13 protein-coding genes are annotated in these 15,224 nt (G+C 62.9%); 6 read left to right on the forward strand and 7 right to left on the reverse strand.

Annotated features, from left to right (window positions below; all coding sequences use genetic code 11):
* Positions 1 to 14: 14 nt before the first annotated feature.
* A complete protein-coding gene (locus M1D93_RS01260; protein ID WP_461175083.1) occupies positions 15 to 878 on the forward strand; it encodes a sugar kinase in 864 nt (287 codons plus the stop codon).
* A gap of 856 nt (positions 879 to 1,734) precedes the next feature.
* Positions 1,735 to 3,816: an Ig-like domain-containing protein gene (locus M1D93_RS01265; RefSeq protein ID WP_461173400.1), complete on the forward strand. Its 2,082-nt coding sequence runs from the start codon at positions 1,735 to 1,737 to the stop codon at positions 3,814 to 3,816.
* Positions 3,817 to 4,101: 285 nt separating this feature from the next.
* On the opposite strand, the gene M1D93_RS01270 is transcribed toward M1D93_RS01265, so the two are convergent.
* From M1D93_RS01270 to M1D93_RS01285, 4 genes are all read right to left on the reverse strand, one after another.
* Positions 4,102 to 4,905: an SDR family NAD(P)-dependent oxidoreductase gene (locus M1D93_RS01270; protein ID WP_461173401.1), complete on the reverse strand. Its 804-nt coding sequence runs from the start codon at positions 4,903 to 4,905 to the stop codon at positions 4,102 to 4,104.
* 285 nt (positions 4,906 to 5,190) lie between these two features.
* On the reverse strand, positions 5,191 to 5,640 hold the full coding sequence (locus M1D93_RS01275) for an SRPBCC family protein (protein WP_461173402.1): 450 nt from the start codon (positions 5,638 to 5,640) through the stop codon (positions 5,191 to 5,193).
* A gap of 69 nt (positions 5,641 to 5,709) precedes the next feature.
* Positions 5,710 to 6,426, reverse strand: a complete 717-nt coding sequence (locus M1D93_RS01280; RefSeq protein WP_461173403.1) for a GAF and ANTAR domain-containing protein — start codon at positions 6,424 to 6,426, stop codon at positions 5,710 to 5,712.
* 173 nt (positions 6,427 to 6,599) lie between these two features.
* Positions 6,600 to 6,854 carry a hypothetical protein gene (locus M1D93_RS01285; RefSeq protein ID WP_461173404.1) on the reverse strand — a complete coding sequence of 85 codons (255 nt, stop codon included), beginning with the start codon at positions 6,852 to 6,854 and terminating at the stop codon, positions 6,600 to 6,602.
* 557 nt (positions 6,855 to 7,411) lie between these two features.
* On the opposite strand from M1D93_RS01285, the gene M1D93_RS01290 reads away from it, so the two are divergent.
* Entirely contained in the window at positions 7,412 to 8,710 is a 1,299-nt protein-coding gene (locus M1D93_RS01290; RefSeq protein WP_461173405.1) for an erythromycin esterase family protein, read from the forward strand.
* Between the two features lie 103 nt (positions 8,711 to 8,813).
* Here the strand turns inward: M1D93_RS01290 and ilvD are convergent, their stop codons facing one another.
* The gene (gene ilvD / locus M1D93_RS01295; protein ID WP_461173406.1) at positions 8,814 to 10,673 is read right to left on the reverse strand and encodes a dihydroxy-acid dehydratase; all 1,860 of its coding nucleotides are present in this window, start codon (positions 10,671 to 10,673) and stop codon (positions 8,814 to 8,816) included.
* Positions 10,674 to 10,758: 85 nt separating this feature from the next.
* Here ilvD and M1D93_RS01300 point away from each other — a divergent pair, with 85 nt between their 5' ends.
* Together M1D93_RS01300 and M1D93_RS01305 are read left to right on the forward strand one after the other, a co-directional pair.
* The gene (locus M1D93_RS01300) at positions 10,759 to 11,604 is read left to right on the forward strand and encodes a helix-turn-helix transcriptional regulator (protein WP_461173407.1); all 846 of its coding nucleotides are present in this window, start codon (positions 10,759 to 10,761) and stop codon (positions 11,602 to 11,604) included.
* Between the two features lie 296 nt (positions 11,605 to 11,900).
* On the forward strand, positions 11,901 to 12,143 hold the full coding sequence (locus M1D93_RS01305; protein WP_461173408.1) for a hypothetical protein: 243 nt from the start codon (positions 11,901 to 11,903) through the stop codon (positions 12,141 to 12,143).
* Positions 12,144 to 12,250: 107 nt separating this feature from the next.
* On the opposite strand, the gene M1D93_RS01310 is transcribed toward M1D93_RS01305, so the two are convergent.
* Together M1D93_RS01310 and M1D93_RS01315 are read right to left on the reverse strand one after the other, a co-directional pair.
* Positions 12,251 to 13,075, reverse strand: coding sequence for an alpha/beta fold hydrolase (locus tag M1D93_RS01310; RefSeq protein WP_461175084.1), 825 nt, complete (start codon positions 13,073 to 13,075; stop codon positions 12,251 to 12,253).
* 1,120 nt (positions 13,076 to 14,195) lie between these two features.
* The gene (locus tag M1D93_RS01315; RefSeq protein WP_461173409.1) at positions 14,196 to 14,513 is read right to left on the reverse strand and encodes a GNAT family N-acetyltransferase; all 318 of its coding nucleotides are present in this window, start codon (positions 14,511 to 14,513) and stop codon (positions 14,196 to 14,198) included.
* A gap of 65 nt (positions 14,514 to 14,578) precedes the next feature.
* On the opposite strand from M1D93_RS01315, the gene M1D93_RS01320 reads away from it, so the two are divergent.
* Positions 14,579 to 14,890, forward strand: coding sequence for a hypothetical protein (locus tag M1D93_RS01320; RefSeq protein ID WP_461173410.1), 312 nt, complete (start codon positions 14,579 to 14,581; stop codon positions 14,888 to 14,890).
* Positions 14,891 to 15,224 lie beyond the last annotated feature (334 nt).

Below are 15,224 nucleotides of genomic sequence, written 5' to 3' on the forward strand. Positions count from 1 at the left end.
AGCTCGTGCCGACGATGGATCTGGGTTTTGGCGGCGCCGAGAGCAACGTCGCGGTCGGCCTCGCACGCCTGGGCGTCCCCGTGACCTGGATGGGTCGCCTCGGTGACGACGCCCTTGGTCGCCTCATCGAGCGACAACTGCGCGCCGAAGGTGTCAACGCCGCCGCCACGCACGACCCGACGGCACCCACTGCACTCATGCTCAAGGAACGTCCGGCGGTGGGCTCCAGCGCCGTCTCGTACTACCGCGCAGGCAGCGCAGGCTCCCGGCTCGCACCTGAGCACCTCGACCTCGCCTGCATTCAGGAGGCTCGTATCCTGCACATCACCGGCATCACGGCCGCGCTTGGTGCCGGTCCTCGCGCTGCGCTGGAAGCCGCGATCGACGCCGCGATCGACGGCGGCACTATCGTCTCGTTCGACGTGAATCACCGCTCGCGGCTCTGGGCCCACGAAAAGGCAGCCTCCGCGTACCGCGAGATCGCGGCCCGGGCCGATGTCGTCTTCGCAGGCGATGATGAGGCCGAACTACTCACCGGCGAACGCGATCCCGCCGCCCAGGCCGCGGCGATTATCGGGCTGGGCCCAACACAGGCGATCGTGAAGCTCGGAGCTGAGGGCGCGTACGCCTTTGCCGATGCCCACGCCGTGGAACAGCCCGCATTCCCCGTGCACGCCGTCGACACGGTCGGCGCCGGGGACGCGTTCGTCGCTGGCTACCTAGCCGAACTCCTCGCCGGCGCCTCGCTAAGCGGGCGTCTCCGCACCGCCGCTGCCTGCGGTGCAATCGCCTGCACCGCGCCTGGAGACTGGGAAGCGGCCCCCGACCGTGCCGCGATCGCGCGGTTGCTTGGAGCCAGCGACCCCGTTCAACGCTGACGCTCCGGGGACCGGGCGATGCGACGGCTCATCCTTTACATCCGGGCGTCCAAGGACCCTGCGAAGAAAGGGGAACTGCCAATACAGTCACCATCTTCAGACAGGATGGCTGTCATCGGCCGGACATCCAAGCCGCATTCTTGCTGTGGAATGTCCTCTTCCTAAGGGGATTTGAATATCCGAATGGGGTTAGCCAAACATCGACGCTAAAAATACGCGAAGGCGTGGACCAGAGGCGAAAGAATGTAAACAGAACCCCTTTACCTATGTGATGGACTGCGCCCTAACACCGGTACTTACGTAGGGCGAATCAATGCTGCCGGAAAAAGCGAGTACAGGCTACTCATGACACCCCCTGGGGCGGACCATAGGCTCTACGGCACGGGCAGAGTCAATGGCTATGTGAAGCTGGGGTCAGAGACAGACCGTGACCGGATAAGCGCTACTGTCGCGCACTAACGAATGGGGGCGGTTGCTGATGCGTAAGACTTCCTGGTTTTTCGGAAGGTGGGGAGGCGGTCGCTCAACCGGTCTTCGGCTACGCGGGTCGCGGAATCTGCGGCTCCATGCATTGCTGACAGCACTGCTTGTTGCTCTGGCTGGTTTCGTGGTGCCGGTTTCAGCGTCGGCTGCTGAGGGTGATGTTGGGGTTGAGGGTCCTTCGCATTCGGGGACGGGGACGCCGACTGGCACGAAGCGGGCGACGAGTGGGCTGTGGTTCAACGACGGAGCTTGGTGGGGGAACATGTGGGACACCGCCAGCTCGAATTTTCATATCTTCCGGTTCAGTGCCGCGACGAGCTCGTGGGTCGATACGGGGGTGGCGACGGACACGCGGGCGAGCACGCATCATGACGTGTTGTGGGACGGGACGACGTTGTATGTGGCGAGCTATCGGTTCGTCAACGATGGTCTGCCGGCCGAGCCGAACTTCCCAACGACGATGCGGCGGTACAGCTACGACTCGGGTGCGAAGAAGTACTCGTTGCTGGACGCCTCACAGATCAATAACCACCGAGTTGAGGCCTTGGCCATTGATAAGGACTCCACTGGCCGGGTATGGGCGACGTGGCAGCAGGGGAACCGGATCTATCTGAACGTCACTGGCACGGACGGCAGGACCTGGGGGACGCCGTTCGCGCATCCTGCGCCGTTGAGCAACGTGTCCGTGGACGACAACTCGGCTCTGATCGCATTCGACGGCAAGATGGGTGTGATGTGGAGCCGGCAGGTCGGTGACGCCTCCGACGGCATGTACTGGAGCTACCACACGGATGGGGCAGCGAGCAACGCCTGGACCACTGCGCAGCCCGCAGTATCGGGGCAGCGCAGCGGTGATGACCACATGAACCTGAAGTGGCTGGACTCCTCGGGCGGAAGGGTTTTCGCCGCCATCAAGACGTCGAACACGACATCTACGCAGCCGCTGATCCAGCTGTTGGCATTGAACACCACGACGGCGGCCTGGTCGGCGCACACGATCGCAACTGTGGCGGAATGCCCGAACCGGGTGATCGTCCTGATCGATGAGAGCACGCAGATGCTGCGTACCTTTGCTACCTATCCGAAGACGAGTGGCACTGGGATCACGAACGCCGGTGTCTGCACCAGTTCGGGAGGTGCGATCTACGAAAAATCCACGCCGCTGAACGACATCAACTTCACCGCTACGAAGACGGCTCGTATTGTGGACGCCGACCAGGATGTCCACAACGTGACATCCACGAAGCAGAACCTCAACAGTGCGGCGCGGGGAACCGCCAACAGCGGTCTGCTGTTGCTAGCCGATGTGAACGCCACAAGCCGGTACTGGCACTATTACGACGGCACCGCCGCTGCCCCGCCGACTGATACGACGGCTCCGACGGTGACGGGTACCTCTCCGGCTGCTGACGTGACGGATGTGGCGGTGGGCGCGAATGTGACCGGGACGTTCTCGGAGGTGATGAATCAGTCGACCATCACGTCGGACACGTTCACGTTGACGACGGCGACACCGGGCGCGACGCCGGTGCCGGCAGCTGTGACGTACACGGGCAACGTTGCGACGTTGAACCCGGGCGCAGACCTGGCGGCGGGTACGACGTACACCGCGACGATTAAGGGCGGCGCTGACGGGGTGAAGGATGCCGCCGGGAACCCCTTGGCGTCGGACAGGACATGGACCTTCATCACGGCCGCTCCGGCAGCAAGGGACTTTACCGGCGACGGCAAGTCCGACCTCGTCGCCCGCGACACCAACGGGACCTTGTGGACCTACACCGGCACCGGCACCGGCCTCTACGACCGCCGGATCGAAGTCGGCCCGGGCTGGAACGTCATGACCGCCATCAGCGCCGCGGGAGACCTTACCGGTGACGGCAAAGCTGACCTGACGGCCCGCGACAGCAATGGCATTCTCTGGACCTACACCGGCACCGGCACCGGCCTCTACGACCGCCGGATCGAAGTCGGCCCGGGCTGGAACGTCATGACCGCCATCAGCGCCGCGGGAGACCTTACCGGTGACGGCAAGGCCGACCTGACGGCCCGCGACAGCAATGGCATTCTCTGGACCTACACCGGCACCGGCACCGGCCTCTACGACCGCCGGATCGAAGTCGGCCCGGGCTGGAACGTCATGACCGCGATCAGCGCTGCGGGAGACCTTACCGGTGACGGCAAAGCTGACCTGACGGCCCGCGACCGGGACGGCATCCTCTGGACCTACACCGGCACCGGCACCGGCCTCTACGACCGCCGGATCCAGGTCGGCCCGGGCTGGAACGTCATGACCGCCATCAGCGCCGCCGGCGACCTCAACGGCGACGGCAAAGCTGACCTCACTGCCCGCGACCGGGACGGCATCCTCTGGACCTACACCGGCACCGGCACCGGCCTCTACGACCGCCGGATCCAGGTCGGCCCAGGCTGGAACATCATGACCGCCATCAGCTGATTCAGGTGCCCAACGAGGGAGTGACCTGAACGGCAGAACATTTCCCTGTGGTAGAAGCGCGTCGAGTCTCCGGGAAAAAGAGGAACAATACGCCATGACTTTGGTCGGTGCGCAGGAGCGGGCATTACGCGTGGAAGCTTGGAGCGTTGAACTATTAGACACCTTTCAGGTCGCTGCAGGGGTTTGAAGGCCGGGGGATGATCGGCTGAACAGAGCGTCACTGGAAGCTAAACCATTTAGCCCTAAATAACGTCGGCTATCAGCGATCTAGGAAATCAGCGGCAGTTAGGCCGGGGAAGGGGTTGAGCCAGGGAGGCGGGAGTTGCCGCGCTCAGTCGACTTAGCCTGGGCATCATTTTCCATCTTCATGAAGTAGTCGACCTTTGAGTAGCCGCCGTCCACCACGATGGATGAGCCGGTGATGAAAGATGCCTCTTTGCTTAGAAGAAAAGCTACGGCCTTGGCGATCTCATCCGGACTTCCGTTGCGCCCAAGCGGAGTATGGGAGGCAGCTTCATAGGATTCTGCCAGGATCCCGGAGTCTACCCATCCAGGTGTTACTGCGTTAACTCGAATTCCACGTGGGCCAAGGACATTGGCAAGGCTGTATGTGACCGAAAGAAGGGCTGCTTTGCTGGCGGAGTAAGCGATGCTGCGAAAGGATCCGATGAACGCATCGGTGCTGGCGATGTTGACGATGCTCCCTCCGGCGGGCATCTGGAGGCCTACTTCCCGCGCCAGGATCAGCGGCGCGTTGACGTTCACCTCAAAGGTCTTGTCCCACGCCTCAAAGTCGAGTTCCTCAATCGATTCCTTCATCAGTATGCCGGCGTTATTAACCAGTGCGTTGAAGGAGAATTCATCACGAATCCGTCGAGCGAAGTCCAGGGACTTGGCCCGGTCCGTCAGATCGACCTGGCGCACTTCGACGCCGTGCGTACGGTTGAGTTCCCGGGCCTCGTCGAGACCTGTGTGGAAAGTGGCCACAACATTCCAGCCGAGGTCCGAGAGATGTTCAGTGGTGGATCTGCCGATACCTCGGGCTCCACCTGTTACGAGCACAGTACGGTCGCCGTCCACCCTCATCATCGCCTAACGATCAGCCGGGAAGCACATATATTCCTACTTTGAGGCCTCGTTGTGCTCTGACGCCAGAGTGAACCTTCTGACCCATGGAGCTTCGGTCAACCGCTGTTGTCCAGAGCTTCGCCAATTTGTGGCGAATTTTGAATGACTGCCCAACCGTATTCACAGGGAACACGAGGCGCCGAGGCCGCCCCCGGGGAGCCCCTCTCGGTTGCGGGTTTGGAAACAGCCGCTTGCTTCGTTTCAAAGGCAGTAGCTGCATGATCAAACTTCCCGGCCTGGCTGGTCCTAATGGACCTCTCCGCGCCAACCACCGGTTTCGTTACCCCTGTCCTCAATGAATTCCTTGAAACGGCGCAGGTCCGCTCTGACCTCCATGTTGTCGAACCCGAGCGCGGCCCCGGCCCTCTCCGTGAAACTTTCCGGTGCCCACTCAAAGCGAACCCATACACGCGTCGCTCCGGTCTGTAGCGGCGTGAAAGTAACGGCGCCGGCGTGCGCCTGCCCGCCGGTGCTGCGCCAGGCGATCCGCTCATCGGGACGTTGTTCGATGATTTCAGTGTCGAATTCCCTTCTGGCTCCGCCGATGTTCACGACCCAGTGGTTCGTCCGGTCCGTGAGTTGGACTACGGAGTCCACCCCGGACATGAAATTGGGGAAGGACTCGAACTGCGTCCACTGGTTATACGCCGCTCGCACTGGTACCTCGACGTCAATGGTTTCTTCGACTGTTTGCATGTTCTCCCCTCGACTCTCCAGCAACCGACCGCCCGCTCAAGATGAGGTTTAGAGGCCCCCGCCTGCCTCCTACTCGCGGGTGGCCCTTTGGAGGGTATCGCGTGCTACATCATGGAGTGGTCTGCCCTCTCCACGCGAGCGGGCCAACAGTACCTCTAAAGCCTCTTGTGAGTTTAAATTCATGCGCTCAATCAGGATCCCCAACACTTTTGAAACCAGGTCCCTGTTGGCCAAGGCCTCGGCCAGTTCCTCACTCATCCGCTGCGCAGCTTGCCGGTCCCGGATATGGCGCAGCAAGACCGCGGCTGGGCTGGCGAGCCGCTCGATCAGGAAGACCGAGTTGTCATCGAATGCCAGTGGAAGGGGGGAGTAGACCTTTAGGGCGCCGATTTCTCTTCCCCCAGTGGTCAGCGGTGCGCTGAGAACGGAACGGAGGGGAAGATCCGCCACCGCAGCCGTCCATCTCGGCCACCTAACGTCTTCTTGGGTGTCCTGAATGATGATGGGGCGCTGTTCGGCCCAAGCGCTGAGGCACGGCCCCTCGCCGAGCTCGTACTGCAGTTTGTCCGCCCGGAGCACGACAGTATCGGTGGCGCCGGTGCTTTCGCTATGGGCCCGGGGGTCAATGATCGATGCCCCGGCTCCTGTCGAGCTCGCGATCGACTCCTTCAAGACGTACGCGAGGGACTGCACTGCTTTGGAAGCATCCTCCTCTGTGGGGAGGCTGCTAATCATCTTCCCGGTTACTCCGGCCAGCTCATAGGCCTGGGGAAGGGAATCTTTCATGGCTATCACCGTGTCCTGCCCGGCAACCGCAGGTTGCCGAATGGCTGAATTATGAGCAATGCACCCTTTGCTGGATGAGGGTGCAGGGGCGACGGGCGGGTGGTTCAGTCCTCGGGTGTCACTTTGGCTGTCCCGGTGTTCATTGTTCTGACCCGCCGGATGTATGGATACGATCAGGCAGCGGTCGGGCAGCTGGAGAGGATATAGTCCGCGGCCGCGGGGCCCACTATCCGAAGCCGGCTGTCATCAACGTCCGCGCCGCAGTGCATTGCTGATCGAAAAGTGATGTCGGGTTTTGCGTCCATCCCCAGCAGGACACCCCATCTGACGTACAGGCCGCAGAGGCAGTCGGCGGTCAGGGGGCAGTCACTGTCGAATTCAGGAACGGTGGCTTCTGCAAGGACTGAAGTGAAACGCGAGGTGGCCATGTCGGCTCTCTTTCCCCGGTGTGCATCTGTCCGCCAGCAGGCTCTAGCGGTACTCCTCAGGGCCCTGCACTCGGCCTAAGGGGGACAGCCTCACAATAGTGTGACGCTAGCCACTTCGAATGTATGCAATTCCACGCCTCCTGTCCAGCCGCCCAGGTGGAAGGGTAGGCCCCACCAGCAAAGGTGGGGGCCTGCAAAGAGCGTTCAAGGGCTGCCTCATGAGATGCCGAATTCATGGAGCAGCCCTGAGACGAGATGCAGCGAACCTGGACCTAGCACCACAAGCAAGTAAGACAGTATGCTTGCCAAGCAGGTTGGTGGCTGGATCATTTGCTGCCAAGACTAGTCAAGCAACGGCTTCCACTACTCCCACTTGATGATGGGCTCCCATTGTGTTGAAGCATTCCGCTACGGCCAGAGTTGTTACCCGTAGCGCCAGTCGCCTGGCTGTCTGAGCGCAGTGATGGCTCTTCTGATCAGGGCAACTCTGGATTAACGCTGTTGCACGACTCCAAGTGCCACCTCCCGGGGTGCGCGATTTCAAGAGGAGCAGAACAATGGACGACGCTGCGGTCATTAGGGACGCCGCCCTGCCGCTGCAGGACGAGGCAGATCTTGACCCGCTGATGGAACGCATTGGTGACGCACGCTATGTGCTGATTGGGGAAGCCTCCCACGGCACTCACGACTACTACGCCTGGCGGGCCGCCCTCACCCGCCGCCTGATTACGGAGCGCGGCTTTTCCTTTGTCGGCGTTGAGGGTGACTGGCCGGACTGCTACGCCGTGAACCGATGCGTGAAGCACCTGCAGGGCACACCGGAGGACCCGGCGGAAGTGCTGTACGCCTTTGACCGGTGGCCCAGCTGGATGTGGGCGAACCAGGAAGTTGTCGAGTTCAGCCGGTGGCTACGGCAGTTCAACGGAACCCGTGCTGAAGAGGAACGCGTGGGGTTCTACGGCCTCGATGTGTACAGCCTGTGGGATTCATTGCGCGAGACCCTGGACTACCTGAAAAAGTACCATCCGGACCATGTGGGTACCGCGTTGCAGGCCTTCCGCTGCTTCGAACCCCATGTGGAGGACCCACAGTCCTATGCGCTCTCCACCCGGCTGGTACCCTCCGGCTGTGAGGCGGAGGTGGTTCGTCTGCTGGGCAAAATACGTGCGACGGCGGCAACTGATGACATCCTGCCACGCGAGGAAAGATTCAACGCCGAACAGAACGCCGTGACAGCAGCCGGTGCTGAAGCGTACTACCGGGCGATGGTGAGTGCCGGCGAGGAGTCCTGGAACCTGCGGGATGAGCATATGGTGTCCACCCTGGATCGTCTGATGGCCCATCACGGCCGCAACGCCAAGGCGATCGTCTGGGAGCACAACACCCATATCGGTGATGCCCGCTGGACGGACATGAGCCGGGACGGCATGGTGAACGTCGGGCAATTGGTCCGGGAACGGCACGGTGAAGAAGGTGTCGTGCTGGTGGGTTTCGGCAGCTATCAGGGCACCGTCATCGCCTCCGACCGCTGGGGCGGACCAATCCAGACTATGGACCTCCCGCCGGCCATGCGGGGCAGTACCGAAGACCTGCTGCATTCAGCGCTGCAGGGCATGCCGTCAGCACTGTTTATCTTTGATGGTCAGCCACCCCAGTGGGCCAACCGCTCCCAGGGACACCGGGCAGTCGGCGTCGTCTATAACCCATACGCGGAACGATGGGGCAATTATGCCCCCACAGTCCTGGGCAGACGCTACGACGCGTTCATGTGGCTTGACGAAACTCGGGCACTGGAGCCGCTCCACGGCATCCGCGCCGACACCACAGAGATGGAAACATGGCCAACCGGGACCTGAGCCTCCCGGACCGGGGCACGCGCTGTCCATCAAATCCTGCCCTGCCTGACTGGCATCCTAGGACGTCGGCCTGCCTCAGTGGGATCTCTAGGGTAGGCAGCGGTTAGTTCGTCAGGAGGGAAACGTCGCGGACGGCGCCCTTGTCCGCGGACAGGGCCATGGCGGCGTAGGCGCGCAGTGCCGCGGAAACCTGGCGGTCCCGGTCTTTGGGTTTGTAACCGCCGTTGGCTTCCAGTTTTTCGCGGCGTTCGGCGAGGACCTCGTCGGGGACCTGTAGCTGGAGGGAGCGCTGGGTTATGTCGATGCTGATGATGTCGCCGTTCTCCACCAGGGCGATCGTGCCGCCGGAGGCGGCCTCCGGGGAGATGTGCCCGATCGACAGGCCGGAGGTGCCGCCGGAGAAGCGGCCGTCCGTGATGAGGGCGCACTTCTTGCCCAGGCCGCGGCCCTTGAGGAACGACGTCGGGTAGAGCATTTCCTGCATGCCCGGACCGCCGCGAGGGCCTTCGTAGCGGATGACCACTACGTCGCCTTCCTTGACGGTCTTGTTCAGGATCTTTTCTACGGCTTCGTCCTGGGACTCGCATACAACGGCCGGGCCTTCGAAGGTCCAGATGGACTCGTCCACGCCGGCGGTCTTCACCACGGCTCCGTCGACGGCCACGTTCCCGCGGAGCACGGCCAGTCCGCCGTCCTTGGAGTAGGCGTGTTCAACGGAGCGGATGCAGCCTTCCGCGGCGTCGGTGTCCAGGGAGGTCCACTCGTTCGACTGGGAGAACGCGGTGGAGGAGCGGACGCCGCCGGGAGCCGCGTGCCAGAGGGCCCTCGCTTCTTCCGTGGCTTTGCCACCGCGGACATCCCAGTCATCCAGCCAGCCGTCCAGGTCTGGCGAGTGCACGGAATGGACGTCCTTGTGCAGGAGTCCGCCACGGTTCAGCTCGCCCAGCAGGGCGGGGATGCCGCCGGCGCGGTGCACGTCCTCCATGTAGTAGGTCTTGTCCTTGGCAACGTTCGGGGCCACCTTTGCCAGGCAGGGCACTTGGCGTGACTTGGTGTCCATCTCGGCCAGTCCGTAGTCCACGCCCGCCTCCTGGGCTGCAGCGAGCAGGTGCAGGATGGTGTTAGTCGAGCCGCCCATGGAGATGTCCAGGGCCATGGCGTTGTCGAAGGCCTTGGCGGTTGCGATGGAGCGCGGCAGCACGGAGGCGTCGTCGCCGTCGTAATAGCGCTTCACCAGCTCGACGACGGTGGCACCGGCCTTCTCGTACAGCGCCTTGCGCGCGGTGTGGGTGGCCAGCACGGAGCCGTTGCCCGGCAGGGACAGGCCGATGGCCTCGGTGAGGCAGTTCATGGAGTTGGCGGTGAACATGCCTGAGCAGGAACCGCAGGTGGGACAGGCGTTCTCTTCGATGAGGTTGATGTCAGCGTCGGAGATGGACTCGTCCACGGCGTCGGCAATCGCGTTCACCAGGTCCAGGGAGCGCACGGAGCCGTCGGTCAGGGTCACGCGGCCGGCCTCCATGGGGCCGCCGGAGACGAACACTGTGGGGATGTTCAGGCGCAGCGCGGCCATCAGCATGCCGGGGGTGATCTTGTCGCAGTTGGAGATGCAGACCAGCGCGTCGGCGCAGTGGGCGTTGACCATATACTCCACGGAGTCGGCAATCAGGTCGCGTGAAGGCAGCGAGTAAAGCATGCCGCTGTGGCCCATTGCGATGCCGTCGTCCACGGCTATGGTGTTGAACTCGCGCGGCACGGCGCCGACGGCCAGGATCGCGTCGGACACGATCCGGCCCACGGGGGCGAGGTGGGTGTGGCCCGGGACAAACTCGGTGAAGGAGTTGGCGACGGCGATGATCGGCTTGCCGATGTCCGAGTTGGCGACGCCGGAGGCGCGCAGCAGTGCGCGGGCGCCGGCCATGTTCCGGCCGTGGGTGACTGTTTTAGAGCGAAGTGCGGGCATGGATACCATCCTGCCGGGCAGGCTGGGGCGGGGGAAGACGGCGCTGCTACTAGTAGTGCGAGTACCAGAGTAATAGTATTTTGCGGTGCAGGATTCCGGACGTCGCAAAGAACTAGGTCTTTTCCTTCGAGCCCGCAGGGACCAGGCCGTCCGCGCCGACTACGGCCTGCCGCCCATAGCCCGCAAGCGCGAGCGGGGCCTGCGCCGCGAGGAGGTCGCGTTCCTGTCCGGTGTGAGCGTCACCTGGTACACCTGGCTTGAGCAGGGCAGGGATGTCAGCCCGTCCCGCCAGGTACTGGAAGCTATCAGCCGTGCCCTGCACCTGTCGGACACGGGGTTGGACTACGTCCTGTCCCTTGGCGGCTACGCCTCTGCCGGGCCGAGCAGCGCCGCGGCCGCCACAGCACCGGCCCACATCCAGCGCCTTCTCGATGCCCTGGACCCCAACCCTGCATTCGCCCTGTTGCCGGACTGGAGTGTCGCGGGCTGGAACAACGCCTACGCAGCCCTCTACCCCAACATCGCCACAGTTTCCGCTCCCGACCGCAACCTCCTGTGGCTGGTGTTCACCGACCCCTACGTCCGGGACCTGCTGCCCGACTGGGATGTCACGAGCAAGCGCTTCCTAGCCGAATTCCGCGCCGAAACCGGGCAGCGGCTCGGCGACCCGGACGTGGCCTACCAAGTGGAGCGGCTCAAGGAAACAAGCCCGGAATTCCGGGCAGGGTGGGACCGGTACGACATCCTGGGCTTCGAATCACGCGAGCGGCTCTTCCACCACCCAGCCGTCGGAGTCCTGCAACTGGAACACCACCAACTCTCGCCCTCCGACCGGCCCGACCTGCACCTCGTCGTCTACACCCCGTCCCCGGGGAGCGATGCCGCCGCCCAGATGCAGTCCCTCATCGCCGGTACGCCTCGGGCTTCCTGACGCATACCTGGGCGCGGTTACAGGGGAGCTAAGTGGCACGGATGGGTTTCACCGCATCACCGGGGAGTAGGGGGAGGCCGACTCGCAGGTAGGCGCCTACTCCGCTGTTCGTGGACAAGGTGTAAGGCCCGTTTCCTTGACGTCGGTTCACGGGCCCGAAGTGATGCCACCGGCCCAAAACTCTTTGGGTCATGCCATTTCATAAGTATACTTATCATATTCCGTCGGCAGGCTTGGATACGGCAATTCCGTCTCATTGGGGAAGCCTCTTACAAGGAGCAAAGGCGGCGAGGACCATGAGCATTGAACCGGAGCGGTTGCCTGGTTTGCGGGAAGATGCCCAGGAGCAGTGGTTGAAGTTGGAACTGCAGCTGCAGGCCCTGGAAATCATCGAGGAAATCCTCAGCGACACCACGCCCGAGGAAGCGGACGCGCGTCGTGCGTTGAAGTGGCATGTCGCCCACCATCCAGGACAGCCCCAGCGGGCTCTGCTGATGCACGTGCTCACACTGCCGCGTTCCGATTCCGATCACCGGTGAGGCCGGAGCCTTCGGGGCTATGTTCCAGCGAGAGCCGTACTAGGTGCGGCTTGGGGAGCAGACTGAGGGAGGCCGCGTCTGCGGTGAGTTCACCTGCCATTCCTGTTTCACGAGCCGGTGCCGAGGTAGCGCAGGATCGCCCGGGCCGTTTCCTCGGGAGCGCTGACGTGGGGGCAATGCCCGGTGGCCTGAAGCTGCACCAGGGTGCTGCGTTCCAGATTCTTATGCAAGTAGGCGCCCACTTCCGGCGGGGCAAGTCGATCATTGGAGCACTGCAGAATCAGGCAGTTGGTGCGCACCTTTTTCAGTTCAGGGCGGGTGTCGGAAAAGAAGGTTACCCCGGCGAAGTGCCGTGCGATGGCCGGATTTGTCCGGCAGAAGCTGACAAGAAGGTCCTCCGCTAATTCCGGCGCCTGCGGGTTGCCCATAACCACGGGCGCCAAGGCCGCGGCCCAGGCGAAATAGTTGCTGTCCAAAGATGCCAGCAGGCCCTCGATGTCTTCCCGCGAAAATCCGCCCACGTAGCCGTCGTACGGGTCGTCGGTATGACGGGGTGAAGGAGCCAGCAGTACCAGGTGGGAGAAAAGGTTGGGGTCCTGCACGGCAGCGATCACGGCGATCATCGTGCTGACGCTATGGCCCACCAGGATGACGTCCTCAAGTTCAAGGATGGCGCAAATCTCCAGCAGGTCCGACGCGTACCCACCCAGGGACCCATACTTCTCCCAGTCATAGGCGGTGATGTCGGAGTCTCCCGCACCAACATGATCAAAAAGCACCAGCCGGTAATCGTCAACGAAATAGGGCAGCAGCTTCCGCCACATAGCCTGATCGCAGCCAAAACCGTGGGCAAACATCATGACAGGCCCATCATCACGGCCGAGTATGGTGACATTGTTGCGGCCGATTACCGCAGCACCTGCTTCGATCACTTTCTCACTGCCCTCGCGTACGGTGGTCTCCTGTCCCAGACTATCCACGGGAAATAAAGAATCCTAGAGATCCTCCCACTATGACCTTCACGGTGACGTCGATTCGGCCCATTACACGCCGAAGATTTCCGTCAGCTTGATTAACTTCGCTCTATGCTGTCCTTGGCTGTGCAATCGTTCACTGTGACGCCAGGCTTGCGGCAAACCGCTGGACTGTAAGGAAGCATGATGACTCAACCAAAGGAACGTCCGGCCGGAACGAGATCTACGCCGCTTGAAGTCGGCGAACCCAGCGCGGGACCGTGGCAAGCCGAGTCACTGGAGGACGTGGTGGGGCGGCTAGTGCCGCCAGCAGGTCAACGTCCCAACCGTCCGTGGATAGTAGCGGTAGATGGAAGGAGCGGAGCAGGCAAGACCACTTTGGTCGCGCGCCTGCTTGCTCAAGTACCGGACTCAGATGTGGTGCACACGGACGATGTGGCGTGGCATCTCTCCTTTTTTGACTGGGCGGATGAGCTCCGTGACGGCGTGCTCAAACCGCTTCACCAGGGCGAGTCGATCTGTTACCGTCCGCCCGGTTGGGTGGCCAGAAAACGTCCAGGTGCCATAGCTATACCAACCGGGCGTTCCGTGGTGTGGGTGGAAGGGAGCGGAGCGTCACGCCAGGCGCTCTTAAACCTAATCGACGCTTCGATCTGGGTGCAGTGCGACAACCTTGAAGCCCGGCGTCGCCTCCTGGCACGGGACGGCCGGGAAGAAGAAGACCTGCACAGGGAGTGGGAAGAACAAGAAGTTCCCTTCCTGCTTGAAGACCGGCCATGGGAGCGCGCGGCACTGATCGTGGCCGGAAGGCCGACCCTGGCGCACGATCCAAGTACCCAGGTAGTTACCGCCCGGCCTGGAAATGGGCACCATCTGCAGAGCAGTCCGCCGGCCGCCCACGGCGTCGTCCGGCGGTAGAGGACGACGGCGGCTCCCAGCAGTACCAGCACACTCGTCAACGTAACCAGTAGTAGGAATGGGGCCGGGTGTCACCTCACGCCGGTCAATGTATGCAGCTGAAGATTAGCTTGCGAGTGCGTTAACGGCGACAACGAGCGTCCCCAGACTGGTGGCGAAGTCAATCGCCCGCCACGTAAGGGGGAAGTGAGCGCCGCTCGGGCTGAGAGCGGGGCCGAGGCAAAGTGAGGGTGTAGACCAAGAGCTGCACGAGGGGAGCGGGCCGGGGTTTCTCCCGCTCGGGTCGCCGGACGAAACCGAACCTGCGGTAGAGCAGCTGGCTTTGTTCGTTTTCAAGGCCGGTATCCAGTACCACCGCGTGCGCGCCGCTACCGATGGACAGGGCAACTGCCTCCTCCAGGAGCTTCCAGCCGATCCCGGACCTCCGCGCCTCCGGCAGGCCGCCAGGACTCCCACAGTTCCACCCTGGTCCAGGCAATCATCGGCGAACTCCTCACTTCCGAGCCGGGGATCTTCGACGACACCTTGGAGCGGGCCCGCTCCTTGTACCGCAACCGCGCCCAAACCCTTGTCGCTGCCCTGCACCGGGAAGCGCCCGGAGCGTTCGAGACAGTCCTTCCCGACGGCGGCCTGTTCCTCTGGCCCAAGCTCACCGACCCAACCATCGACCCGGACATACTGGCCGCCGACGCCAGCGCGGAAGGTGTCGAATACCAGCGTGGCTCCTTCTTCCCCTCAGGGCCAGGCACAGACGCCGACCGCCACCTGCGCCTGGCCTACGGGGACGTCCCTGAACCGAAACTGGATGAAGCAGCAGCGCGGCTGGGACGGGCACTGGCCCGGCACCACAAGTAGTCCCATCCGGCCAAGCAGATGCGTCCGTCCACGCGTTCGCCACACCAGTCGGGACGCCGGGGAGCTTTCCCTGTTTCAACAGCAGATGTACTCGTTGGCGTGGCAGGACATCGGTGAAGGCGGGGTAGAGGGCGCTGCCACTGCGATGGCCCGGAAAGCGTCATGCATCAACCACGGCGTCAGCATAGACGTCGTATGCTTCGCCCAGCAGGCTGCCCCCGGGCACGCGGCCTTGATGATCTCGGTGGCCATGCACGTGCATCCGCACCTCAGGGTCATCGGAGGTGTACTGGGAGGAAGCGGATGCTTGGGCGCACGCCGCAACGAACCACGA

This window comes from Arthrobacter sp. Z1-9 (genome assembly GCF_054792695.1).